This window comes from Streptacidiphilus sp. PAMC 29251 (assembly GCF_054208735.2).
The window spans coordinates 2075947-2099485 of sequence record NZ_CM135725.2; the positions used below are offsets into that span (position 1 = coordinate 2075947).

General features: G+C 70.0%; 18 protein-coding genes. 7 read left to right on the forward strand and 11 right to left on the reverse strand.

The features are described 5' to 3' along the window. The first annotated feature begins 99 nt into the window (after positions 1-99). Positions 100-1122 carry a trypsin-like serine peptidase gene (locus tag ACXKR8_RS09835; RefSeq protein ID WP_458272521.1) on the forward strand — a complete coding sequence of 341 codons (1023 nt, stop codon included), beginning with the start codon at positions 100-102 and terminating at the stop codon, positions 1120-1122. A gap of 46 nt (positions 1123-1168) precedes the next feature. Here ACXKR8_RS09835 and ACXKR8_RS09840 read toward each other — a convergent pair whose 3' ends face one another. The 9 genes from ACXKR8_RS09840 to ACXKR8_RS09880 form a co-directional block, all read right to left on the reverse strand. After that, positions 1169-2359, reverse strand: a complete 1191-nt coding sequence (locus tag ACXKR8_RS09840) for a CaiB/BaiF CoA transferase family protein (protein WP_458272522.1) — start codon at positions 2357-2359, stop codon at positions 1169-1171. A 151-nt stretch (positions 2360-2510) separates the two neighbouring features. Beyond that, a complete protein-coding gene (locus tag ACXKR8_RS09845; RefSeq protein ID WP_458272523.1) occupies positions 2511-4595 on the reverse strand; it encodes a glycosyl hydrolase family 28-related protein in 2085 nt (694 codons plus the stop codon). A gap of 213 nt (positions 4596-4808) precedes the next feature. Next, entirely contained in the window at positions 4809-5549 is a 741-nt protein-coding gene (locus ACXKR8_RS09850; protein WP_458272524.1) for an SDR family oxidoreductase, read from the reverse strand. A gap of 34 nt (positions 5550-5583) precedes the next feature. Beyond that, a complete protein-coding gene (locus ACXKR8_RS09855; RefSeq protein ID WP_458272525.1) occupies positions 5584-6114 on the reverse strand; it encodes a PadR family transcriptional regulator in 531 nt (176 codons plus the stop codon). A 63-nt stretch (positions 6115-6177) separates the two neighbouring features. Next, on the reverse strand, positions 6178-8205 hold the full coding sequence (locus ACXKR8_RS09860) for an NADPH-dependent 2,4-dienoyl-CoA reductase (protein WP_458272526.1): 2028 nt from the start codon (positions 8203-8205) through the stop codon (positions 6178-6180). 81 nt (positions 8206-8286) lie between these two features. Continuing rightward, complete coding sequence (locus ACXKR8_RS09865) at positions 8287-9138, reverse strand: hypothetical protein (RefSeq protein WP_458272527.1); 852 nt, start codon at positions 9136-9138, stop codon at positions 8287-8289. A gap of 10 nt (positions 9139-9148) precedes the next feature. Then, positions 9149-10549: an FAD-binding oxidoreductase gene (locus ACXKR8_RS09870; RefSeq protein ID WP_458272528.1), complete on the reverse strand. Its 1401-nt coding sequence runs from the start codon at positions 10547-10549 to the stop codon at positions 9149-9151. 83 nt (positions 10550-10632) lie between these two features. Beyond that, positions 10633-13941: an AfsR/SARP family transcriptional regulator gene (locus ACXKR8_RS09875; RefSeq protein ID WP_458272529.1), complete on the reverse strand. Its 3309-nt coding sequence runs from the start codon at positions 13939-13941 to the stop codon at positions 10633-10635. Positions 13942-14090: 149 nt separating this feature from the next. Beyond that, the gene (locus ACXKR8_RS09880; protein ID WP_458272530.1) at positions 14091-15380 is read right to left on the reverse strand and encodes an MFS transporter; all 1290 of its coding nucleotides are present in this window, start codon (positions 15378-15380) and stop codon (positions 14091-14093) included. 140 nt (positions 15381-15520) lie between these two features. Here ACXKR8_RS09880 and ACXKR8_RS09885 point away from each other — a divergent pair, with 140 nt between their 5' ends. Together ACXKR8_RS09885 and ACXKR8_RS09890 are read left to right on the forward strand one after the other, a co-directional pair. Further along, positions 15521-16714, forward strand: a complete 1194-nt coding sequence (locus tag ACXKR8_RS09885; protein ID WP_458272531.1) for an ROK family transcriptional regulator — start codon at positions 15521-15523, stop codon at positions 16712-16714. Between the two features lie 115 nt (positions 16715-16829). Beyond that, complete coding sequence (locus ACXKR8_RS09890) at positions 16830-17153, forward strand: hypothetical protein (RefSeq protein ID WP_458272532.1); 324 nt, start codon at positions 16830-16832, stop codon at positions 17151-17153. A 32-nt stretch (positions 17154-17185) separates the two neighbouring features. Here the strand turns inward: ACXKR8_RS09890 and ACXKR8_RS09895 are convergent, their stop codons facing one another. After that, the gene (locus ACXKR8_RS09895; RefSeq protein ID WP_458272533.1) at positions 17186-17683 is read right to left on the reverse strand and encodes an NUDIX domain-containing protein; all 498 of its coding nucleotides are present in this window, start codon (positions 17681-17683) and stop codon (positions 17186-17188) included. 850 nt (positions 17684-18533) lie between these two features. Between ACXKR8_RS09895 and ACXKR8_RS09900 the strand changes: the two genes are divergently transcribed. Together ACXKR8_RS09900 and ACXKR8_RS09905 are read left to right on the forward strand one after the other, a co-directional pair. Then, positions 18534-18803, forward strand: coding sequence for a type II toxin-antitoxin system Phd/YefM family antitoxin (locus ACXKR8_RS09900; RefSeq protein WP_458274939.1), 270 nt, complete (start codon positions 18534-18536; stop codon positions 18801-18803). A gap of 6 nt (positions 18804-18809) precedes the next feature. Beyond that, positions 18810-19091: a type II toxin-antitoxin system RelE family toxin gene (locus ACXKR8_RS09905; protein WP_458272534.1), complete on the forward strand. Its 282-nt coding sequence runs from the start codon at positions 18810-18812 to the stop codon at positions 19089-19091. Positions 19092-19442: 351 nt separating this feature from the next. Here the strand turns inward: ACXKR8_RS09905 and ACXKR8_RS09910 are convergent, their stop codons facing one another. Then, the gene (locus ACXKR8_RS09910; protein WP_462100433.1) at positions 19443-20324 is read right to left on the reverse strand and encodes a hypothetical protein; all 882 of its coding nucleotides are present in this window, start codon (positions 20322-20324) and stop codon (positions 19443-19445) included. Here ACXKR8_RS09910 and ACXKR8_RS09915 point away from each other — a divergent pair. Beyond that, positions 20323-21078: a DUF6928 family protein gene (locus ACXKR8_RS09915; RefSeq protein WP_458272536.1), complete on the forward strand. Its 756-nt coding sequence runs from the start codon at positions 20323-20325 to the stop codon at positions 21076-21078. The two genes, ACXKR8_RS09910 and ACXKR8_RS09915, sit on opposite strands and share 2 nt — an antisense overlap. A 573-nt stretch (positions 21079-21651) precedes the next feature. Next, positions 21652-23202 (forward strand): PQQ-binding-like beta-propeller repeat protein, encoded by a 1551-nt coding sequence (locus ACXKR8_RS09920; protein WP_458272537.1) that lies wholly within the window; start codon positions 21652-21654, stop codon positions 23200-23202. Positions 23203-23539 lie beyond the last annotated feature (337 nt).

A 23539-nucleotide genomic window follows, 5' to 3' on the forward strand; every position in this document is an offset into this window, starting at 1 on the left:
GCCCTCTCAGCACCGCCGTACACGATCAGGAAGGTAAACGGAACGGATCACACCTGCCCCCACGGGCATCGATCCCGACGTTGAGGCAAGGAGTCAGGCATGTCGGACAGGGAGTCAGCGGACAACGGCAAGCTCGGAGCGGTTGTGCCACGCCGGATCAGAGGCAGGGCGATGACCGGGCTGGTGCTGGGCATCATGCTGGGAGGCGGCGCTTTCGTCACCGCGAGCGGTGCGGCCAGGGCGAGCGACAGCAAGCCTGCGAGCAGCCAGGACCTGGCCAAGCCGGTCGCCTCCTCGCCCACGCCCGCCGCCACCAAGCCCGCAGCCAAGGCGACGGCAAAGGCGACGACAGCAGCCCCGCAGCCCACCGCCACCGCGAAGCCGGCCGAGAAGCCGGCGGCCAAGGCGGTCGAGAAGTCGGAGATCGTGGCCAAGCCGGTGACGGCCCCGCCGCTCACCAGTACCGGGCAGTCCATCACCCTCGCCGCGGCCCAGCAGCCCAGCCAGGTCGGCGCCCTCTTCGCCGGCAGCATCGCGGCCGGACACCACTGCACCGCCAGCGTGGTGGACAGCCCCGCCGGGGACGTCATCGTCACCGCCGCGCACTGCCTCAGCAACGGCGCCAGCAGCCATGTCTTCGTCCCCGCCTACCGGGACGGCACCGCCCCCTACGGCGTGTGGCAGATCTCCCAGGTGCTCGAGGACAGCGCCTGGACCAGCAGTCAGGACCCGGACCACGACGTGGCCTTCGGCGTGGTCGAGCCGCTGAACGGGCAGACGCTGCAGTCCGTGGTCGGCGGCTACGGGCTGGACACCGACGGGGTGACCGACACCACCGTGCAGATCACCGGCTACCCGACCGCCACCGACGAGCCGATCAGCTGCACCGGCAGCAGCCAGGCCTTCGCCAGCCGGCAGCTGACGGTGTACTGCACCGGCTACGCCAGCGGCACCAGCGGCAGCGGCTGGGTCGAGAACTACGACCCGACCGACGGCTCGGGCACCCTGGTCGGGGTCATCGGCGGCTACCAGACCGGCGGCGACACCGAGGACGTCTCCTACGCCGCCCTGTTCGGCGACGATGTGCAGAGCCTCTACCAGCAGGCCGAGGCGGTCGGCTGACCGGCAGCCGACCGACGGCTCGAAAGCGGCTCAGCCCGGCAGAGGTTCAGCCCACCACGCCCTTCTCCCGCAGCGCGGCGATCTCCCCCGCCGCCAGGCCCAGTCCCGCCAGCACCCGTTCGGTGTCCGCCCCCACCAGCACGGCCGGCGCGGGTTCGGCCGCCGGCGTGCCGCTGAACCGCGGCGCCGGGGCCGGCGCCGATGCGGCACCGTCCAGCAGCGGACGGTACGTCCCCCGCGCGGCGTTGTGCGGGTGCTCGGCCGCCTCGGTGAGCGAGAGCACCGGGGTCACACAGGCGCCTTGGCCGTCGAAGATCCCGGCCCACTCGTCCCTGGGTCGACCGGCGAAGATCCGTTCGAGGTCGGTCCGCATCGCGGGCCAGGCGGACCGGTCCTGCTGCCGCGCGAACACCGGGTCGGCATCCAGCCCGAGCACCCGCAGCAGCGCGGCGTAGAACGGTCCCTCGATCGCGCCGACCGCGACATGTCGCCCGTCCGCGCAGCGGTAGACGCCGTAGTAGGGGGCGCCGCCGTCCAGGATGTTGACGCCGCGCCGGTCCTCCCAGCGGCCCTGCGCCAGGAAGCCGTAGGTCATCGCGAGCTGCAGCGCCGTGCCGTCCGTCATCGCGGCGTCCACCACCTGGCCGCGTCCGGTGGCACGGGCGCTGAGCACCCCGCTGAGCACGCCCAGCGCCAGCAGCATTCCGCCGCCGCCGAAGTCGCCGACCAGGTTCAGCGGCGGCACCGGGTCGCCGTCGGCCGGGCCGATGGCGTGCAGGGCGCCGGCGAGGGCGATGTAGTTGATGTCATGGCCGGGCTCCTGGGCCATCGGCCCGTCCTGGCCCCAGCCGGTCATCCGCCCGTAGACCAGCCGCGGATTGCGGGCCAGGCAGGCGTCCGGGCCCAGGCCGAGCCGCTCGACCGCGCCGGGGCGGAAGCCCTCGATCGCCGCGTCGCAGTCCTCGACCAGCCGCAGCAGCGCGTCCACGCCCTGCGGCTGCTTCAGGTCCACCGCGATGGAGCGGCGATTGCGGTGCACCACCGGGAACGGGCTGGGACGCCCGGCCGCGCCCGGGTGGTCCACCCGGATCACCTCCGCCCCGAGGTCGCCGAGCAGCATCCCGCAGAACGGCACCGGACCGATGCCGCCCAGCTCGACCACCCTGACCCCCGCCAGCGGGCCTGCGGAAGCGGGCGGGGCGGGCGGGGCGGGCTGGTCCGGCTGAGTCGCAGGCAACGGGGCTCCCAAGGGGTGACGGGACGTCTTGACGCCCCGTCACCGTACGCAGCCGCCCGTGCGGAGTCCAGATCCGGACGCGCGAACGGGGTCTGCGGGGAGGCACCCCCGCAGACCCCGTTCGGTTGTGACGTCCCCTACTGGCGTGGTGTCACGGTGACCACGGGGACGGGACCGGCGGCACCACGACGTCCGGGCGGTCGTTGCAGGTGATGGTGTTCGGCAGCTCCCACGGGGCGAGCCAGGGGCCGGTGGTGCCGCCCCCGGTGTTGCCGCCGAGGTCGGTCAGCGCGAACTCCGACCCTGCGGCCGTGAAGTTGAACGAGCCGCAGTTGTTGACGCCGACAGCGCCGACATTGCGGGCGACCACGTTCTGGAAGGTCGCCCCACCGGCCGAACGGGCGCTGACCACGGAGGTCCCGGTGCCGTCGACCTTGATGTCCTTGAAGTGGACGTTGGTGATCGAGAACTGGTCCTTCACCGGGAAGTCGGTGACCAGCATGATCGCGTTGTAGGTGTTGTCGAGGAAGTTGTCCCCGGTCACCTCGATGTTGGCGTTGATGTTCTTCTCGAGCGCGTAGAACCAGATGGCGCCGAGGCCGATTTTCCAGTTCAGCTCGTACGTCCCGGCCCTGACCGTGGTGTTGTCAGTGATCCACAGGTTGCCGGTGAACGCCTCGGAGCCGAAGCGGGAGCCGACCTGGAGGGCGCTGCCCTCACGGATCGGGTCGGCGATCAGGTTGTTGGAGATGGTGTTGTCGGTGCCGCCGTAGACGGCGATGCCGTTGGCGAGCACCGGCGTCTGCACGGTGTTGTGGTCGATGGTGTCGTTGGCGTCCTCGGTCTTCTCGGACCACAGGGCGATCGAGTCGTCACCGGTGTTGCGGATGAAGTTGTTCGAGATGACCGAGTTGGTGACGCCGGTGTGGAAGTTGATGCCGTCGGCGATCTGGTCCGCGATCTGGTTGTTGGTGATCTTCAGATTGGTCATCGGGCCGTCGAGCCAGATGCCGACCTTGGTGTGCTGGATGTAGAGGCCGTCGATGGTCGAGTTGCTCAGCGACCCGCCGATGCCGTTCACCTGGTCGGTGTCGACCCGATCGCGGACGTCGCCCTCGATCGCGAAGCCGGACAGGTGGACATTGGTGCTGCCGCCGACCGAGGCGTCCTTGCCGTAGAAGCCGACGCCGGTGTGGATCGAGCCGTCCGGGGCCGGGGTGCTCAGGGTGACCTGGTGGCCCTTGATGATGGTGTACCAGCTGCCGGCGCCCTCGATCGTCACATTGTCGACGATGATGTGACGGTTCACCTGGTAGGTGCCCGGCGGGATGTAGACCTTGAGGTGGGTCTTCTTGGCGAAGGCGATCGCCTTGTCGATCGCGTCCGCGGAGTCGCGCCGGCCGGTCGGGTCCGCGCCGAACAGCAGGACGTTGGCGGCCAGCAGGTCGACGTGCGGGGCGGCCACGAGCTGCGAGTCCAGCAGGTCGATCACGGTGGCCGAGGCGTCGCTGCCGGCCGGGACCGCGAGCCGGATCTTGTCACCGGCCTTGTAGGTCCGGCCGAGCAGCAGCCGCTGCTCGTCGTAGAAGTGGTTCGGACGGAACGGCTTGCTGATGACCGGCGCCGGGGTGGTCTGGTCCGGCACGCAGGAGCACTCGGTGATCCACCAGTCCGGCTGCAGCAGACCGCCGTTGGGGTCGTTGGAGAACGGGTACTGGTTGTAGAGCCAGGCGTACTGCGAGGTCAGGGTCAGGGTGGAGTTGTGCTTGCCGTTCACCGAGACGTTCAGCGGCGCGGTGATGCCGCCGCCGGTGGGCGCGTCCGGGATGCTGTAGCGCACGGTTATCGCATTGGCCGCGCTCGGCAGCGTGAACTCGACGTACTGGCTCGGCGCCAGACTGACCGCCTTGCGGCCGGAGGCCTCGGCGGGCAGCGTGTAGGCGTCTGTTCCGGTGCCGATGACCGTGCCGGTCGTGGCGGCGTTCTCCGCCTCCTGCTCGGCGAAGCCGACGGTGGCGCCCCGGCCCGCGACCAGGGAGGGGTCAAGAGCGGCGCGCGTCACAACGGGGGCGGTCGAGCTGCTCTGCCCGTGCGCGGCGGTGCCGGCGAAGGCCGAGCCGCCGACGAAACCAGTGAGGCCGAGGGCGGTCGCGGTCACCGCCGCGGCCGTCACCGCGACTCTGCGCGGGGGCCTGCTCGGCAGGCTCGATGCAGCACCTGTGATGCTCCGTGACATCGAATGCTCGTTTCTCTTCGGGTGGGTGAGCGCCTGAGGGTGAGCCGACAGTAGGACGCCGTACCGGGCTCCACAAGGTCCCTACCAAATATTTTCGTAACTTTGCCATTCAACTGCGGTGGGTCATCAGATTCTTGCGCTGCTTGCATGGGTCGTTGCAAAAAAGGACGTCCCCGATGGATCGGGGACGTCCCTTGGACGGTGCTGCCGCGGTCAACTGCCGCCGGCCACCCGCATGATGGTGCCGGTCGCATAGGAGGCGTCGGCGGACAGCAGCCAGGAGACCGCGCCGGCGATCTCCTCCGGCTGCCCCGCGCGCCCCAGCGGAATGGTCGCGGCCCGCTTCGCCGGACGCTGCGGATCGGCGTGGAACTCGGTCCAGATGACGCCCGGGGCAACGCAGTTGACCCGGATCCCGTCCGCCGCGAGCTCCTTGGACAGGCCGATGGTCATCCCGTCCACGGCGGCCTTGGCGGCGGCGTAGTGCACATACTCGCCCGGGCCGCCGAGGGTCGCCGCGGCGGAGGAGATGTTCACGATGGCGCCGCCGGCACCGGTGCCGACCATGTCCTGGACCGCCCGGCGGGCGCAGAGCAGATAGCCGAGGAAGTTGACCTCCAGCGCGGCGCGCATCCCCTCCGGGTCGGCGTCGGCCAGCCGGCCCACCGGGCCGCGCACCCCGGCGTTGTTCACCAGGCCGGTGACCGGGCCGAGTTCGCTCGCGGCGGTGGCGAACAGCCGGTCCACGGACCCGGCGTCGGCGGTGTCCACGGCGATGGTCACACAGGCAGCCCCGGCGGCGCGGACGGCCTCGGCCACGGACTCGGCGGCGGCGCGGTCCGAGCGGTAGCCGATGGCGAGGTCATGGCCGTCGGCGGCCAGGCGGACGCAGATGGCGGCGCCGATGCCGCGGCTGCCACCGGTGACGACGGTACGGGGACGGGGGTGTTGCATGGGAGCCTTCCTGTTGTGGATCATTGACGACACGTCAGACGGATGGGAGTTCGGCGAGGGCCTCGGTGAGCCACTCGATCCAGAAGCTCTCCAGCGAGATCCCGGCGCGGAGCACCATATGGTGCAGCCGGTTCTCGGTACCGGTGCTGACCTGGGGAAAGTCGCGCTGCTCGATGGCGGTGTACTCGGCGAGCTGCTGCTGATGCACCGTGAGGTGGCGCCGCAGCTCGACGTCCAGACCCTCGGTGCCGACGACCGCGGCGGCGCGGAGCCGCAGCAGCAGCGCGTCCCGGATCGGCTTGGGGTCCTGGCCCTCGCCCACCCAGCGGACCAGTTCGGCCCGGCCCGCAGGGAGGACCTGGTACTCCTTGCGTTGACCCCGGGACGGGGGCTGCGGGGTGGCCTCGATCAGGCCGGCTTCCTCCAGCCGCCCCAGTTCACGGTAGATCTGCTGGTGGGTGGCCGACCAGAAGAAGCCGATCGACTTGTCGAACCGCCGGGTCAGCTCCAACCCCGAGGACGGCTTCTCCAGCAGGGCGGTGAGGATCGCGTGCGGCAGCGACATGTGCGGGGTCGACCTCTTCGGGGCTACGGGGGTGGTTCGTTTCTGTACGTGTGCCACATCCTGTCAGAGCGACGCGGCCAGCTCCGTCCCCTGCCGGATCGCCCGCTTGGCGTCCAGCTCGGCGGCCACGTCGGCGCCGCCGATCAGGTGGGTGCTGCCGCCCAGGCCGCGGGCGAGCAGTGCGGCATGCAGCTCGCGGCGCGGCTCCTGGCCGGTGCAGAGCACCACCGTGTCCACTGCCAGGGTCGTGCTCTCCCCGTCCACGGTGAGGTGCAGCCCGGCGTCGTCGATCCGGTGATAGGTCACCCCGGCCAGCATCCGCACGCCGCGGTGCTTCAGCTCCGCGCGGTGGATCCAGCCCGTGGTCTTGCCAAGCCCGGCGCCGACCTTGCTGGTCTTCCGCTGGAGCAGGTGCACGGTACGGGGCGCCGGGTCGCGGCGCGGCTCGCGCAGGCCGCCGGGGCGGGTGTGGTCGGTGTCGACCCCCCATTGGGCGAAGAAGGCGTCGGTCGTGGGTTCGGTCGTGGCGGTGAGGTACTCCGCCACATCGAAGCCGATGCCGCCTGCGCCGAGGATCGCCACCCGCCGTCCGACCGGCGCGTTGTCGCGCAGGACGTCGAGGTAGTCGAGCACGGTGGGGTGGTCCGTGCCGGGGATGTCCGGGGTGCGCGGGGTGACGCCGGTGGCGAGGACCACCTCGTCGTAGGCGATGAGGGATTCTGCGTCGGCCTTGGTGTTGAGCCGCAGGTCGACCCGCTCGGCCGTCAGCCGGCTGCGGAAATAGCGCAGCGTCTCGTCGAACTCCTGCTTGCCGGGGACCCGACGGGCCACGTTCAGCTGGCCGCCGATCTCGGGCGCGGCGTCGAACAGGGTGACGCGGTGGCCGCGTTCAGCCGCGGCCACCGCGCAGGCCAGACCGGCCGGCCCGGCGCCGACGACGGCGATGCGCTTGCGGCGGCGGGTCGGCACCGGGAGCAGGCTGAGGCTGGGGTCGGTCTCGTGGCAGGCCTGCGGATTGACCAGGCAGGAGGTGATCCGCCCGCTGAAGGTGTGGTCCAGGCAGGCCTGGTTGCAGCCGATGCAGGTGTTGATGGTGTCGGCTTGGTTCTTTGTCGCCTTGGCGACGAAGAGAGGATCGGCGAGGAACGGGCGGGCCATCGACACCATGTCGGCCGCGCCGGCGGCCAGCAGTTGCTCGGCCAGCTCGGGGGTGTTGATCCGGTTGCTGGTGACCAGCGGGATGCCGACGGATCCCATCAGCCGCTTGGTCACCCAGGTGTACGCGCCGCGCGGCACCGAGGTGGCGATGGTGGGGATCCTGGCCTCGTGCCAGCCGATACCCGTGTTGATGATGGTGGCGCCGGCTGCTTCGATCTCCTTGGCGAGGGCGACCACCTCGTCCAGGGTGGACCCGCCCGGGACCAGGTCCAGCATCGACAGCCGGTAGATCAGGATGAAGTTCGCGCCGACCCGCTCCCGCACCCGGCGCACGATCTCGACCGGGAAGCGGATCCGGTTCTCGTAGGATCCGCCCCAGTCGTCGGTCCTGTGGTTGGTCTCGGCCGCGATGAACTCATTGATCAGATAGCCCTCGGAGCCCATGACCTCCACGCCGTCGTAGCCGGCCTGCTGGGCCAGCGCCGCGGTGCGGACGAAGTCCTCGATGGTCTGCTCGATCTCGGCGCCGCTGAGCGCGCGCGGCGTGAAGCGGCTGATCGGCGCCTGGAGCGCGCTGGGCGCGACCAGGTCGGGGTGGCTCGCGTAGCGGCCGAAGTGCAGGATCTGCAGGGCGATCCGGCTGCCCGCGGCGTGCACGGCGGCGGTGACCACCCGGTGCTGCTCGGCCTCCTCGGCGGTGGTGAGCTTCGCCCCGTGCGGGGACGGTCGGCCCTCGGCGTTGGGGGCGATGCCGCCGGTGACCATCAGACCGACCCCGCCGCGGGCCCGGGCCGCGTAGAAGGCGGCCAGCCGCTCGAAGCCGTTCTCCGCCTCCTCAAGACCCAGATGCATCGATCCCATCAGGACGCGGTTGGGCAGAGTGGTGAACCCCAGGTCCAGCGGGGCCAGCAGATGCGGGTACGGGGTGCTCATACCCGCCACGGTAGGGGCGCCAGGCCCTTTATGCAACTAGTTGCATTCGACGCCCCCCGTGGTTCCGGCGAGTGGTTCCGGCTACCGGATGCACTGCGCCAGGGCGACCAGTTTCTCGACCCCGGCGGTGTCCGCGAAGGAAGTGCCGTCGGTGTACCAGCGGTTGCCGCTCGCGGGGATGGAGTAGTCGATGGCTCCGCTTTCGACTTCGTTGCCGTCCGCCTTGGAGAGGTACACGCCGCCGGACAGGGCGGTGTATCCCGGTAGGCAGGGCCCGTAGACGTTCACCCGTGAGTAGATCGGGGCCGGGGTACCGGTCTGGGACACGTAGGAGCCCGTCAACGGCGCGCACTGGGTGGTGACGACGAGCGACTCCTTGGCACCGAACGTGGAGGCTGCGAAGGTCCAGCCGGTGCCGTCCGCGGAGACCGCGTTGGACACCATCTCCTGGGCGTTCGTCGAGAGGATGCCGGAGGGCTTCAACACGTAGCCGCCCCCGCCGAAGGCACGCATCCCGGCTGGGCAATACACCACGCCCCGCAGGAATCCGCTCGCGTAGGGCAGTCCGATCGCCCGTGAGACGACCTCGGATATGGCAGCGAAGGGTTCGCAGCCGACGGTGACCTGCAGCGTGCCCTGGACCCAGGCCGTGGCCGTGGCCGCGTCGTGGAAATTGACGTCCGGGGAGAGCCCGGCGAGCTGTCCTCCGGGGGCGGACGCTCCGGAGGACACCACCCTGCTGCCGGTGGGGCAGTGCACGGTGCCGATCACGGGGACGTTGAGCGTACTGCTCGGGAAGGACTTGGTCACGTACTGGATGGGCTGGGAGGCGGGCACATCGGCCGCCGCGGGCGCGGCGGAGGAGGCGAGCCCGGCAACGGCGATGCCGATGGTCAGGACGGCGGCCGCCCAGGCGGAACGTAAGGCTCTCATGGTGGTCCTTTCAGGCTGAGGGGACGATGTTCTGGTTGAGACGGAACAGGTTGGTCGGGTCGTAGCGGTCCTTCAGCTCGACCAGTCGGCGATAGGTGCCGGCCGGGTAGGACGCCCGGACCAGGGACGGGTCCGACTCGCCGGTGAAGTTCACATAGGCGCCGGCGTCCGGTCCCAGCGCGGCCGTCAGTGCCCGGGCCCAGTCGACGACCTCGTCGAAGCCCTCGGCGCCCGCGGTGCGGGCGACGACGTTGACGATGAACTCCTGGTCCCGGAGCGCATAGGCCGTGTCCGCCGCAGGGACCCGGCCCACGGCGCCGCCGAGGTGCTGCAGGTGGATCTCGGTCAGCGGGTTGGGCAGCTTCGCGAAGAAGTCCCCCAGGACGCGCAGGGCGCCGTCGTCGACGGTGCGGAGGAACGCCGAGCGGAAGTAGTTGTGGATCCCCCGCGGGTAGAGCGGGTCGAGGGCCTGCTGCCATCCCGCGTACGGGTTGGCCGCGAACACGTCGGCGATGACGGTGCCGAGGGAGCGGAAGGGCGCGGTGGCCGCCTCGCCGGCCTCGGAGTCGCCGGACCAGCAGCCGCCGACGCCGATGATCGGTGTGCCGTGGACCGCTTCGGGCAGGAACGGCACCGGCGGGGCGGTGGTCAGGTTGACCAGGGTGGTCAGTTCGTCGGGGGCCGCCGCGCACGCCGCCCGGTACCCGGCCAGCACCTGCCGGGCCTCCTCGGCCGGGTAGAAGACCAGACCGGACAGCACCGTCGGGCCGATCTCATGGAGCTGGTACTCGAAGGAGGTCACCACCCCGAAGTTGCCGCCACCGCCGCGCAGGCCCCAGAGCAGCTCCGGGTTCTCCTCGGCGCTCGCGTGCACGAACTGGCCGTCGGCGGTGACGACGTCGGCCCCGACCAGGTTGTCACTGGCGAGTCCGTGCTTGCGCATCAGCCAGCCGATGCCGCCGCCGGTGGTGAAGCCGGCGATGCCGGTCGAGGACACCAGACCGCCGGTCACCGCGAGCCCGAACTGCTGGGTCTCCGCGTCCAGGTCCTTCCAGGTGCAGCCGGCCTGCGCGGTCACCGTGCGCTGGTCGGGACGGACCTGGATGCCCGTCATCCGGGAGAGGTCCAGCAGGATGCCGCCGTCGAGGGTGGAGAACCCGGGGATGGAATGGCCCCCACCGCGCACCGCGAGCAACTGCCCCTCGCTGCGGGCGAGGTCGACCGTGCGGATCACGTCCGCCACGCCCGCGCAGCGGACGATCACCGCCGGGCGCCGGTCGTGCGCCCCGTTCCAGATGCCGCGGGCCTGGTCGTAGTCCGGCTCACCCGGCAGCACCGCGGTGCCGCGCAGACCCGCGGTGAACTCGGCAAGGGTGGCGTCCCCGATGGGGTTCCCCGTGGTCCAATTCATGGTCATGGTTCCTCCGAAGGCAAGGGTGGTCGCGTTCGGAACCGACGCTAGGGACCCCGCCCCAACAAGAACTCAACGTGACATCAACGCGCGTCCGTCCACCCCTCGCCGCCTGCGCTCCGGTCACGCAGCGCGGCCAGCCGGCGGCCGGCGATCACGCACTCGGTACGGTCGAAGACCTCCGCGGCCGCGGCCAGCTCGCGGGCGGCGCGGCGGTGATCGGCCAGCTCGGTGGACAGTTCGGCCGTCATCAGCCGCAGCCACCCGGCGAACCGCGGCCAGGGGGCGATCCTTTCCGCAGCCCGTCGATACATCTCCCGGGCCGCCCGGGTCTCGCCGGACAGCAGCTCGACGGCTCCGAGGGCGGTCAGCGTCGCAGCGATCCCCACCATGTCACCGACGGCCTCGAATCCGGCCAGTGACCGCCGAACGCCGGCCAGGCCGTCGTCGATGTCACCCGCCATGGCCTGCAGCAGGCCGAGGTTGATCTCGGTCAGCAGCTCCCCCCGGCGGTCGCCGATACCGATCCGCACCTCCCGCGCCAACGACAGCGCCAGTCCGGCCTCCCGGTAGTCGCCCAAGTCGCGGTGGATGCAGCCGATCTGGTGCAGCGCCTGGGCCCTGGCCAGGTCGTCGCCGAGGTCGGCGAACTGGTCGACGGCCTCGGTGACCAGGGAGAGCGCCGCCTGCTGGTTCCCGGCCAGCCGGTGCGCGTAGCCGAGGGCGGACAGCACGTACCCGGTGGCCTGGGCGACGCCGACCCGCCGGCCCAGCAGCATGGTCTCCTCCATGCAGGGCACCAACCGCCCGGCGACCGGGACGAGTTGCAGGCAGGGTGTGATCACCGGCAGGAACGGGTGCGTGCCCGGGTCGGAGTGCGCCAGCTCGATCAGGCAGGCGTCGAGACGTCGGACGGCGAGGGGGCCGTCCTCATGGAACAGCGCGCAGTGGCCGAGCAGCCAGCTGCCGGCGGCGGCGTGTTCCGGTCGGCCCCGTGCCACGCCCCCGGCCCGTACGGCGGTGGCCAGCTGTTCGGCTTCGTCCAGATCGAAGCTGCTCCACACCAGCGTGGCCTCCACGATCTGGGCCATCACCACCTCGTCCGGCTCGCCGATCTGTCGCACGATCGCCGACGCCTCCGCTCCCAGCGCCCGATGCCGGTCGGCGCGCCCCTGGCGGGCGTCCAGCCCGGTGAGGCCGATCAGGGCGGCCGCACGGGGCCGGGTCGGTTCGGGCGCCGCCGCCAACGCGCGCTCGAGCCAGCGCGCGCCCTCGACGGCATGGCCGCGGACGAACCAGAACCGCCACAGATTGGCGGCCAGGCGCAGCGCGGTCCCGGCGTCGTGCTTGCAGGCCCAGCCCAGCGCCGCGCGCAGATTGTCGTGTTCGCGGTCCAGCAGCTTGGGCGCCTCGATCACCACCCCGGTGGCCCGTTCGGGGTTGTGGGCCACGGCGAAGGCGAGAAAGTACGCAGCGTGGGCGGCGGCCAACCGCTCTGCCTCCGCGGCCAGGCCGAGTTTCTCGCGCCCGAACTGACGGACCGTCTCCAGCAGCCGGTAGCGGGTGGTGGCGGCCGTTCTGGCCGGCACCACCAGTGACTGGTCCACCAGTCTGGCCACCAGCTCGAACAGCCCTGTCCGCTCCAACGGAGGATCACCGCACACCGCCTCCGCCGCGTCCAGGGTGAAACTGCCCGAGAACACCGAGAGCCTGCGCAACAGGACCTGCTCGGGGTCGGCGAGCAGGTTGTGGCTCCATTCCAAGGTGCCCCGCAGGGTCTGGTGCCGGGTGATCGAGGTGGATCCCCCGCCGAGCAGTGACAGGGCGTCACTCAACCGGTGCACGATCTCGGCCGGCTCGAGAGCGGCGGCCTTGGCCGCCGCCAGCTCCAAGGCCAGCGGCATCCCGTCCAGCCGCCGGCACAGCTCGACCACCCCCGGCGCGTTGTCGGCGTCGAGGGTGAAACCGGGCCGCACCTGGGCCGCACGCTCGACGAAGAGCAGGACGCTCGGCAGGCGGGACAACTGGTCCAGCCGGGCGAGCTGGTCCAGGCGTGCGAGCCGGCCCAGGTCGGCCGCGCGGTTCCAGTCGGGGGGCGGGAGGGCCAACGAGGGCACCCGAAAGGTGTACTCCCCGTGGGCATGCAGCGGCTCCCGGCTGGTGGCCAGCACCACCACGTCCGGACAGCCCGCGAGCAGCGCACCGACGAGCCGGGCACAGGCGGCGAGCAGGTGCTCGCAGTTGTCGAGCACGATCAGCAGCCGCCGCCGGCGCAGCTGCTCCACCAGCGCCTGCCCCCGGTCCGGCGCCACGTCGGAGTCCAGCCCGAGCGCCTTGGCCACCGCGTCGGCGACCATCACCGGCTCACCGACGGCGGTCAGGTCGACGAACCACGCCCCGTCGGGATAGCCCGCCCGCACCCGCCGCGCGGCCTGCACGGCGAGTCGCGTCTTGCCGCTGCCGCCGGCTCCGGTGAGGGTGAGCAGTCGGGTCTGCCCGGTCAGCCGCTCCACGTCGGCGAGTTCACGCTCACGCCCGACGAAGCTGGTCAGCGGGGCCGGCAGACAGCCGGTGGCTTCCTTGGCGGTCGGGTCGGCGGCGGTCGAGTCGGCGGCGGCCCGGGGGCGCTCCGCCGCCGGTGCGCCGGTCAGCAGTTCACGGAACAGCTCCACGGTCCGGGTGTCCGGGTCGGTGCCGAACGCGTCCACCAGGTCATCGACCAGGCGCTCGTAGCGGGCCAGCGCCTCGGACCGTCGACCCAGCCCCGCCAGCACCGCCATCTGCGCGCGGACAGCGCCTTCATGCACGGGGTCGGCTTCCAGCACCCGGGCCAGAGTGAGCAGTGCTTCCTCAGGAGAGCACTGCTCCAGCGCGGTCGCCAGCTTCACGGAGATCTCGTGGGAGGCCTTCCGCAGCTCGTCCCGCCGCGTCGTCAACCAATCCGCGTCGGGCTGATCGGGCAGCAGATCCCCGGTATAGAGATCGGCCGCGGCGCGCAGCTTAGCCACCTCGTCGCCCGCCAAGGCCTCCTGCGCGGACAGCTCGAACTGCAGCACATCGACCTCGACCGGTCCGGCGAGATCCAGCACGACCTGCTCGTCCCGGATCGACAGCCGTCCGGGTGGTGGTGGCGGCGGCCCGTCGCCGGAGACCGCGCGGCGAGCCACATACAGGGTCTGATGGAGGTTCCGGGCCGCGGCCACCGGCTCCAGGTCGGGCCACAGCCGGTCCAGCACATACTCGCGATGTCGACGCTGACCAGGCGCCAACGCCAGCATCGCCACCAGCAGCTTCGCCTTCCGCAGCCGCCACGCGCCGGCTTCGATGCCGACCCCGTCGACGGTCACGGCAAACGATCCGAGCAGCTGGACCCGCCAGCTTGTGCGAGCCACCCCGACGTCCTTCCGCGAGCGATCTGACTACGCGCGTCGATTTTCGCGCAGCACGATGCTGACAGGTGTTCCCCGCTCGCAGCACGGAGAGCGTGACGGGAGGGGACAGTGGGGAGCCAGGGCGCGGGTGGGACGGAAATCAGCACCCGTCATGCGGTCGCAGGTGGTGCCGGAGCCGGGGCTGGGGCTGGGGCTGGGGCCGGTGCCGGGGCTGGGCTGGGGCCCAGGGCCTTCCAGCTGATGGCAGCGGCGACAGCCAGGACCAGGCCGGCCAGGCCGACCCCGGCGCGGGCATCGGCTTGGGCCGCCAGGGCGGACATCAGGCCGGTGACGGGGATGGCACCGGGAAGGGCCATGGTCCAGACGCCCAGGACGCGGCCGCGCATACGGACCTCGGAGCGCAGCTGGACCAGGGTGTTGACGGTGGCGACCAGCCAGATCGACAGAAACCCGGTGACGGCGAGGCCGACGAAGGCGCCTGCGGCGAACGGGGTCAGCGCGGTGGCAACGATCGCGGCCGCGGTGAGCAGAGCCAGGACGCGGATACGGGGACCGGTGGGTTCGCCCCTGGCCCCGGCCGCGACCAGGGCGCCGGGGACGGCGCCGAGCCCGAAGCAGGCCATCAGGGCGCCGAAGCCGCCGCCGCCCAGGTGCAGCACCTGACGGGCGAACAGGGGGGTGCTGGTGGCGAGGTTGAAGACCATGCTGCAGGCGGCGGCCAGCAGCACGCAGGAGCGGATTTCCGGGCTTCGGCGCACGGCCGCCAGGCCCTCGCGTACCCGTGCCCGCGGGCGGGCGGCGAGCGCCGGGGCCGGGGCTGCGGCGGGGGACGGGGCTGCGGCGGGAAGGGGTTTGCGGCGGAGCAGGACCCACAGTGTGGGCGCGAAGGAGAAGGCATTGAGGCCGAAGCAGGCGGCGGTGCCGACGGTGGCCAGCAGCACCCCGCCGGCGGCCGGACCGAGCACCCGCGAGGCATTGACCATGACCTCGTAGAGGCCCACCGCACCGGCCAGGCGTCCGGGGCCGACGAGTTGGAAGACATAGACCTGACGGGCCGGGGCGTCGACGGCCATGACCATGCCGTTGCAGGCCCCGAAGACCACGATCATCCACAGCCGGATCGCACCGCCGGCCACCAGGACGGTCTGGGCCGCGCAGAGGGCGATGAACAGGCCCTGAGTGGTGATCAGCAGCCGCCGGTGGTCGAACCGGTCCACCAACGCGCCGCCCCAGGCCCCGCCGAGCAGGGTCGGCGCCCAGGACACCGCTCCGAGGAGCCCGATGTCGATGGCCCGGCCGGTGAGCTGCAGGATCAGCCATGACTGAGCCACGCCCTGGGCCATCGACCCGGAGGAGGAGAACACCTGGGAGACGAACCAGGTGCGATAGACCGGATCCCGCAGCGAGTGAAGGGCACGACCGAGATGACCTTCCGCCATTGGACTGGATTCGCTCAAACCAGGCGACTGCGATTGGATTTCTTCCACGCCTCGAAAGCTAATGCATCCCACGGGCGCTGGGAATGCCCTTTCGATATCCTCCATTTGATCGGATTCGCTCTTATGAGTAGTCTTCGCGCATGACAACAGCCGATCGCGGGGGTCCCTTGCGGCCCAACCGGCAGCGCGCCCTGGAGTTCCTGGGGCGGGTGGGTGAGGCCAGCCGGGCCCAGTTGGCGCGCGAGCTGGGCTTGCCGAAGGCGACGGTCGCGGATCTGGTGGCGGAACTGCTGGCACGCGGGATGGTCACCGAGGCGACCCCCGCCGACCGCAACCCGACCCCGGGTCGCCCGGCCCAGGTGCTGTCCCTGAGCGGCCCCGCGGCCGCCGTGGCCTGCCTGGAGTGGTCACTCGGCGACGTGCGGGCCACGGTGGCCACCTTGACCGGCCGGGTGCTGTCCCAGGCCACCGTGACCGTGGCGGCCGACCAGGCGCAGGGGGCCGTCCTCGACCAGTTCGTCGCCGCGCTCGGCCAGGTCGCGGAGGCGGCCGGCTACGCGGGCGAGGAACTGCGCGCGGTCGTGCTGAGCGTCCCCGCGCCGACCTACCGCGGGGACGTGAGCCCGCTGCCGGCCGGGGCGGCCAAGCGCTACGCGTGGACTCCGCCGTGGCTGGACCAGGGCCTGGCGGCCGCGCTGGAACAGCGCGCGGGCATCCCGGCGCTACTTGAGAACGATGCCAACCTGTGTGCCCTGGGCGAGCACGCCTTCGGCGCCGGACGCGGCAACCCCGACCAGGTCTATCTGAAAGTGAGCCGCCACGGGGTCGGCGCCGGCCTGATCCTGGGCGACCGCCTGCACCGTGGCAGCACTGGCCTGGCCGGCGAGTTGGCCCACGTCCAGGTCCACGACAACGGACCCCTGTGCGCCTGCGGCGGACGCGGCTGCCTGATCCGGGTCATCGGCACCGACATGATCGACCTGGCCCAACCCGCCTACGAGCAGCCGCTGGATTTCGCGACCATCCTCGCGCTGGCCGAGGACGGCGACCTCGGGCTCCAGCGCCTGCTGGTCGACCTCGGCCGCACCCTCGGCCGTCCCCTGGCCGACCTGTGCACCCTGCTCAACCCCGACCTGTTCATCCTCGACGGCTCCCTCGGGCCCGCCGGCGCCCACATCATCGCCGGCCTGACCGAGGCCATCACCCGCCACGCCCAGCCAGCCACCGCCGCCCAGGTGCTCCCCGGACAACTCGGCCCCCAGGCCGCCGCCCTGGGCGCGGTGGCCCTGCTGCGCGGCGCCGACGTTCTTGTTGACCCGGACCCGAAGCTCTGAACTCGATCAAATCGAGTGACGCCGGACGGGCGGGTGGGCACGCTGTCCCCACGGCGGCTCGCAGAGCCGTCGAACACAGGGGGGTATCGACGCTATGACCGATATCGGAACATTTATGGTCATCTATGCTCTGGTCGCGCTGTTCATCGCGGTCGGGATCATCACCAGGGTGGTCAGGGCGGTCCGCCGCGGCAGCCGCCCCGGCGCCCGGCTGTTCACGAGCGACGGGCAGCCGGGGCTGCACCAGCCCAGCGAGTACCAGCCCAGCAGGCACCAGGCCGGTGGGCACCACCACGGCGGACACCAGACCGGCGGGCACCACGACAGTGGACATCACGGCAGCGGACACCACCATGGCGGCGGCTTCGACTTCGGGAGCCACAGCGGTGGCGGGCACAGCGGCGGGCACGACATGGGCGGCGGCGGCCACCACGGCTGAGGTCAGCGCGGCTGAGACCACCTCGGCTGGGGTCAGCGCAGGGCGTTGGGGACGTAGCCGAGGTCGAGCGGCTCTGCGGGTGGGCCGTCGCGTCGCAGGTCGGCCATCAGCGTCACCAGGTCCGGCGGCCAGAGCACGTCCGGGCAGTCGGCCAGCTCGGCGGGGGTCCACCAGCGGCAGGTCATGATGCCGTCGTGACGGAAGGACTCGGCGAGGTCGCCGATGGGGTCGCGGCGCGGGGCGGAGCCGAGGAAGATCACCTCGTGCTGCCGGGTGGGCACGCCCTTCCTGGTGTAGTCGTGCTCCCAGATCCAGAGCGCCGGGCCGGGGACCACATCGGTCCAGCCGGTCTCCTCGACGGTCTCGCGGAGGGCCCCGGCGAGTTCGTCCTCGCCGGGGTTGAGGCCGCCGCCGGGGAGCACCCAGTGCAGGCCGACCTCGGGGTCGTCGTGGAGCTGCAGGAACACCGCACCGTCGGGGTCCAGGACCAGGATCCGGGCCGCCCGCCGGGTCACGCGCTCGATAGTCACAGGACCAGCCTAGTTGTCGAGGTCGCCCAGGAAGGCGCTCACCGATCGGTAGATCTTCGCCAGTGCGCTCAGCAGATGTTCGCGCGCAGCCGCGGTGAGGAATGCGGTGAACTTGGGTACATATCTAGATCACTCTCGCGTCCTGCGTCTCGGAGTGCGACAGCACGAGCACCCCGTCGATGCCCACGATCACCTGCCCGCCCACGTTGGGGCATCAGCCCCGGCAAACTTCCAGACCCGTTCGCGAACTTCAGCCCTGGCCCGACGGATCGTGGAACCCGGCCGAGGCCAGCGTTTCCACCAGACACGAGGCGGAGCCCGCGTAATCAGGCAAGACGAAGTCGGAGAGCGATGTATACACCGAGCCACATGCGGACCTAGTCGAATTCATCGAGGAAGCAGCGGCGCAGCAAAACAGGCCCCCGAGAGGACCTATTTTATGGCACCGTCGTTTTTGGGAAAGAGAGTTGGACTGCTCCTCTTCGGCTGCATGGACGGCGGTGATGTGTCGGTGCCATATGACTCGAGCATCTGTACGACGTGAGTAGTCGGCGGTCAACATGGCTGCCTGTTCCTGCTCGGCCAGTCTCAGGCACTCTGCGCAGTCCTCATCCCTCGGGGTCATCGGTGGAGGCGAGATTCGAACTCGCGATTCGGCCGTATTCGCCGCGATCCTGACCCGCAGTGTCAACCTGAGAATGGGTGCGTCTGGACCCATGTGAACGGGGTTGAGCGCAGCCCAGAGTGCAACCCTTCGCCGCCTCGCAGTCGGCGCGGATCCGCGGAGCGGCAATCGGACGACCATGCCGCTGAGATGTACATCTGTTACATTGAAGACATGAGCGAGCCCATGATTGAGTCCATGGCTGAGGTCCGCAGTCACCTTGCCGACGTCATCGACCGGGCACGTCGTGAGCAGACTCCGACGATCATCACCCGGCGAGGCAGGCAGGAAGCCGTGGTGATCGACATCAAGGAGTACCAACGCCTCCGTCGGATAGCGGACGATGCCGAGGAAGCCTGGTTGAACAGGCTGGCCGACGAGTCGGAGGCGGAGGGAGTCCAGAGGTCCGTCTCGTTGGAGGAGATGGCAGCCCTTCTCCGCAGCGAGGAGGGTTGATGCCGGATGGGCTACGTCACGCGCTTCACCCCCCACGCCCAGCGTGCACTGCTGAAGATCGACAGGCCTGACGCTCTGCGCATCCTGCGTCGGCTCGCCGAACTGCAGAAGGCCATGGATGCCGGCGATACGACGACGTTCGACGTCAAGGCGCTGCAAGGGCATGCCGCCCGATGGCGGCTCAGAATCGGTGACTACCGAGTTGTCTACACCGTTGAGGGCGGTCAACTGATCATCTGGGTTCTGGCCGTGGGCAACCGCGGAGACATCTACCGCCAGATCCCCTAGCAAACTGAGCGGGTTTCCGGCACCGGGTGCGGACCAGGTACGACGGAGGGCCCAGCTGTTGTCTAGACGAGTTGAGGGCGGGGGAACCCGCTTGAGACTACGGATGAGACGGAAACGCAGAGGGCCCGCACCGTCGAAACGATGGGGCCCTCTGACCTGCGGAGGATACGAGATTCGAACTCGTGAGGGGTTGCTCCCAACACGCTTTCCAACTGTTCGTCCGGGGGGCCGGCTGCGTTCGTGGCTGTCCTGACCTGCAGCGTGGTTGCCTGCCCGCTGTGTTTCGGACGGTGCTGGACGGCAGTGAATGCAGCTGGAACTGGAACTGCGTCAGTGTTGTGTCTTGCCTGGTCAGGCCGTGCTGCTGGCCCCGCCTTGAGCATCGGCGGCGTAGCCGATCTCGGCGAGATCTGCGGCGAGGATTTCCAGTGTCACGTCCGGGTTCAGCGTGGCAATGAGCGTGGCGGTGAGCGGCTGGAGGCTGAGCACCGCGGTCACTGCGGTGCGGTCCAGAGACGTCTCGTGGTAGTCCTCAGCGAAACGTATGTACGCGTCGGGTGAGCGGTCCGACAGGAGCACGAACAGGGCGTCGGCTCCGTCCGGGTCGGTGCGCTCTTCAGGGAACTCGATCTCGCCGGTCTGCCAGCAGTCGTCGTCGCCCCCGCGCCACAGACATGCGGTCACCAGGGGCATCCCGTCCTCGTCGCAGAACGCGGGCTCCTCGACGAACTCCCGGAACGCTTCGGGCACCATGTCCAGGACATCGGGCCAGGGTCCGTCGTTGTCGCTTCCGTACGGACTCATGGGTGACTCATGGTCGAAACCGCGCACATACGCGCCCACCGGGGAGAAGACGATGGACCATTCGTTCCCGCTGCCGTCGCGCATCGACGCCATCTGCTGACCTGGTGCCCAGGCGGAGTTGAAGGAGTAGTAGCGGGACTCCCAGTCCGGGCTGATGACAGCCTCCAAAGTCGCCAAGGCCCGGCAGTGCTCGCGCAGCTCGGCAATACCCGGCAGTTGCCGGGCCAGATCGATCACAGTCATGCCGACATCCAACCCCACACCACAGACAGCGCTGCGGAGCAGTTGAGGATTATCGGGACGACCGACCTTCGGATGGAAGGGATCAGCCGGCTGCTGGTGGCCTCGCTGAAGCCGACTGTCATACGCGGTTGCTACCTTCCGCTCGAACGAAGATCGAACGTCCGCTGCTTTCGAGAGGTTGACCATGGGTGCCAAGACGGCATTGCTTGTGTACATGGATGCCGGAGTATCCAGTGTGCCGCCTATGTTGGGTACGGCGGACAGCGAGCCGGCTCAGGCGCTCGTTCGTGGTCTGTATCCCGGATGGGACGTTGCAAGCGCCCCCGGCTGCGAGCTTGGCGATGCGACCTACCCACCAGAGGGGACTGCCTACGTCGGCAGCTTTCCAGGGGTGGACATCGTCTGCGATCAGCACTGGATGGGCGACTTCCCGACCAGACTGGCACAGCACCTGATCGACGCGAGTGCCGGGCGCAGACTGGTCGTGCACTGGATGCACAGCGTGGTGGACTTCTTCGCCTTCGCCGTGTGGGAGGACGGTCAGCTGGTCCGTTCACTCAGCCTTTCGCCGGATAGCGGGGTTATGGAGGACATCGGTGAGCGCTTCGTGTTCGAAGCTCCCTACTGGGCGGGCGAGCACCCGGTGGAACCCGTACCAGGCTGGCCGGTGCAGGGCCCGTACCCGCTGCCGTTCCACCCCCTTGAACTTGGCGAAGAAGCTCTGCGCGCGTTCTTCGGGTTTGTTCTGGAGGGCCGGCCTTCGCCGGAAGACATCGATCCCTACGAGGTGGAGCTCCGAGGGTTTCACCTCCAGGACCCGCAGGCACCGGATCCTGCGCTGCGGCAGGCTGCGATTGCCACAGCCGTTGCGCGGATGGGACCGCCGCGTATGTTCAGGCTCGGTCCGGACGGATCAATGGTTGAGATCGAAGCCCTCTGAGCACGTCAGGGCACTCAGCTGCATTCGCGGAGAATGAGGTCTCCGGACTGGTCCTGTTTGGTGACGTGAACCGTGGAGGGGCCACAGTCCCCTGAGCCAGCCAGCTGTCGGCTTCAGCGGTGATGGTGACACGGATGCCGAATATACCGAGGCATGTGGAGCGGTTAGCCCACCATTCCAGTGCTGCACTGCCCTCATAACCTTCCATATCGGAAGTTTCACCAAGGAGGCCGCCTCGTATATGGGTTTTCCCTGGGCGGCTGGGCCGAAGGCCCAGCCGCCCAGAGCGGGGAGAGCGAGAAGCGCTGTTGGCCGACCACCGACTCGGCCCGATCGCGTCCGCCTGCTGGTCGAGGCGTTCGCAATATCAGGCTGACATCGGTCCCTCGGTCGTGCAGGCTCCTCGGCATGACCGACGTTGAACGACCCCGGGCTCTCCCGTTGACTATTCACCGGGTCCTGGGTGACGCGCCCTTCGCGACCATTGGTAGGCCGACGGCCGTATGCCGCAGTGATGCCGCGGGTGTCGTTGTCGTGGGTGGAGACCTGGGGAGGCCCCACTGGCCGGGGCGGATGGTCGGTGAGCGGGTCGCGCAGTACCGCATCGGGATCTACTCGCTGGACGGTCTTCGCTGCAGAGGGGTCGTGTCCTCGCGCTGGCCGGTGAACACGGTTCAGATCCATCCCACGCTGCCCCTGGCTGCGGTCGGGACCGGCTGTTACGACGGCGGGTACGCCTTCGAGGGCGAGCTGCTGATGCTTGACCTCGGGGCGGGCCGCTGCAGCTCGGTACTGCAGTATGCGCGAGAGATCCGTGCCGTCGAGTGGGCCGGCCCGAGCACGCTCGACGTCGTCGCTGCCCCGTACGACGACCACGAGGACGACGAGGCGCACACTCACGGGTATGCCTTCAGCCTGGAGTGCGACGACTGGACCACGGTGCCGGACCGTGCTTTCACGCCGCTGCAGCAGTCGGGCCCCCGCGTACCCCTGGCTCGCCCCCGGGACGGTGCGGCTGCGGAGCAGGTGCTGACGGATCTCTGTGCCGAGCACGGGCTCCCGTCCTGGGAGCTACGTCGGCACGTGTGGGCGGTGGAGCCGCACGGAGACGGCAGCGTGCTGGCTGCCTCGGAGGGCGTCGAGGCCGAGTCGTGGCTCCCGGATGGAAGCTTCGCCTGGGTACTGCCAGACGCAGTCGGTGGGCGTCAGGTCCACCTCGCGCCCGACGGGCAGTCGGCGTGGGTCACGGTGCCGGGTGAACGCGTGTTCGCTGACCGGAGGTGGCAAGACCTTCCCGCCCGCGTGGACCGCATTCGCCTGGAGGACGGGCGGCTTTTGGAGACGCTCGGTTTCGAGGGGCCCGTCATGGTGGCCGCGAGCCGGGACGGCAGGCTCGCGATCCGGGACACGGATCGGCTGCGCGGCGCCAGTCGTTCCAGTGAGGTGACCCGCCTGATCGACACCGACGGCGATCTCAGGGAGGTCGGCAGGGTTGCACTCGGCGGTTATGACGTCTTCAACCACTACTTCGCCGTCCGTCGCAGCCCTTCACCGCTGTTCCTCCGTGGCAATACCCCCGAGCACCATCTCGACAAGGACCTGGTTGCGGTCGACATCCCGGAGGACGCCGACGGTCCGGTCGTGCGGGTGCTGTTCCCCTTGGAATGGGATGCCCAGCGGCACGGCCACCTCTTCGGCGGCCCTGGCACCTGGATCGAGGACAGCCTCGGCACAGCCGTGGTGCACGCGGGCACGGTGCATGACGGTGCCGGCCTGCTCCCCGGCAACGCGTTCGTCGTCCGCCGCGCGCTGCCCCACGGAGATCCAGCCTGGGTGTTCACTGCCGATTCCGCCCCGACCGCCCTCGACACCGACGGCATCACCGTCTACGTCACCTTCGCCGACAGCAGTCTGGTCGCCCTGGACGCCCGCACCGGGGAGCCGAGATGGCGTCAGCGGGTCATCGTCGACGATGTGGCACTCGTGGCCCTCTCGCTGGCCGTCGTCGGACCTGGCCGCATTTTCCTCGGCATGTGGGACGGTCGAATCCTGGATTGTGCCGTCCCTGTCGACACGCCGCGTTTCCTGACCGCAACAGCAACCCGGGCAGCCCTACACAGCTGAAGTAGACCACTTCCGAACGGCAACCCCAGAGAACGATGAAGGGCCCCGACCGCACTGCGATCGGGGCCCTCGTCTGCCCTGACGGGTCGGTGCGGTGTACACGAGATTCGAACTCGTGAGGGGTTGCCCCCAACACGCTTTCCAACTGTACGTCCGGTCGTTCGGCGGGGTGCAACGGTGTCCTGACCTGCCGCTGAGTGGGGACATTTGCCCCTTGCGGACCCCTCTGAACGAGGCCTCGCCGCAGCCCCGACGCGCGGAACTGTGTCGAGCATCAGCCTGGCCACGTCTCGCTGCGATCAGGACGGCGGATCTTCTCGGAAGCCGCCGTTCGACA

What these genes read in the sequence shown, in the direction of transcription:
- ACXKR8_RS09835 (WP_458272521.1), top strand. Translation starts at nt 100, where the DNA reads ATGTCGGACAGGGAGTCAGCGGACAACGGCAAGCTCGGAGCGGTTGTG.
- ACXKR8_RS09845 (WP_458272523.1), bottom strand. Translation starts at nt 4,595, where the DNA reads ATGTCACGGAGCATCACAGGTGCTGCATCGAGCCTGCCGAGCAGGCCC.
- ACXKR8_RS09850 (WP_458272524.1), bottom strand. Translation starts at nt 5,549, where the DNA reads ATGCAACACCCCCGTCCCCGTACCGTCGTCACCGGTGGCAGCCGCGGC.
- ACXKR8_RS09855 (WP_458272525.1), bottom strand. Translation starts at nt 6,114, where the DNA reads ATGTCGCTGCCGCACGCGATCCTCACCGCCCTGCTGGAGAAGCCGTCC.
- ACXKR8_RS09860 (WP_458272526.1), bottom strand. Translation starts at nt 8,205, where the DNA reads ATGAGCACCCCGTACCCGCATCTGCTGGCCCCGCTGGACCTGGGGTTC.
- ACXKR8_RS09865 (WP_458272527.1), bottom strand. Translation starts at nt 9,138, where the DNA reads ATGAGAGCCTTACGTTCCGCCTGGGCGGCCGCCGTCCTGACCATCGGC.
- ACXKR8_RS09870 (WP_458272528.1), bottom strand. Translation starts at nt 10,549, where the DNA reads ATGAATTGGACCACGGGGAACCCCATCGGGGACGCCACCCTTGCCGAG.
- ACXKR8_RS09880 (WP_458272530.1), bottom strand. Translation starts at nt 15,380, where the DNA reads ATGGCGGAAGGTCATCTCGGTCGTGCCCTTCACTCGCTGCGGGATCCG.
- ACXKR8_RS09885 (WP_458272531.1), top strand. Translation starts at nt 15,521, where the DNA reads ATGACAACAGCCGATCGCGGGGGTCCCTTGCGGCCCAACCGGCAGCGC.
- ACXKR8_RS09890 (WP_458272532.1), top strand. Translation starts at nt 16,830, where the DNA reads ATGGTCATCTATGCTCTGGTCGCGCTGTTCATCGCGGTCGGGATCATC.
- ACXKR8_RS09900 (WP_458274939.1), top strand. Translation starts at nt 18,534, where the DNA reads ATGATTGAGTCCATGGCTGAGGTCCGCAGTCACCTTGCCGACGTCATC.
- ACXKR8_RS09905 (WP_458272534.1), top strand. Translation starts at nt 18,810, where the DNA reads ATGGGCTACGTCACGCGCTTCACCCCCCACGCCCAGCGTGCACTGCTG.
- ACXKR8_RS09915 (WP_458272536.1), top strand. Translation starts at nt 20,323, where the DNA reads ATGGGTGCCAAGACGGCATTGCTTGTGTACATGGATGCCGGAGTATCC.
- ACXKR8_RS09910 (WP_462100433.1), bottom strand. Translation starts at nt 20,324, where the DNA reads ATGGTCAACCTCTCGAAAGCAGCGGACGTTCGATCTTCGTTCGAGCGG.
- ACXKR8_RS09920 (WP_458272537.1), top strand. Translation starts at nt 21,652, where the DNA reads ATGGTCGGTGAGCGGGTCGCGCAGTACCGCATCGGGATCTACTCGCTG.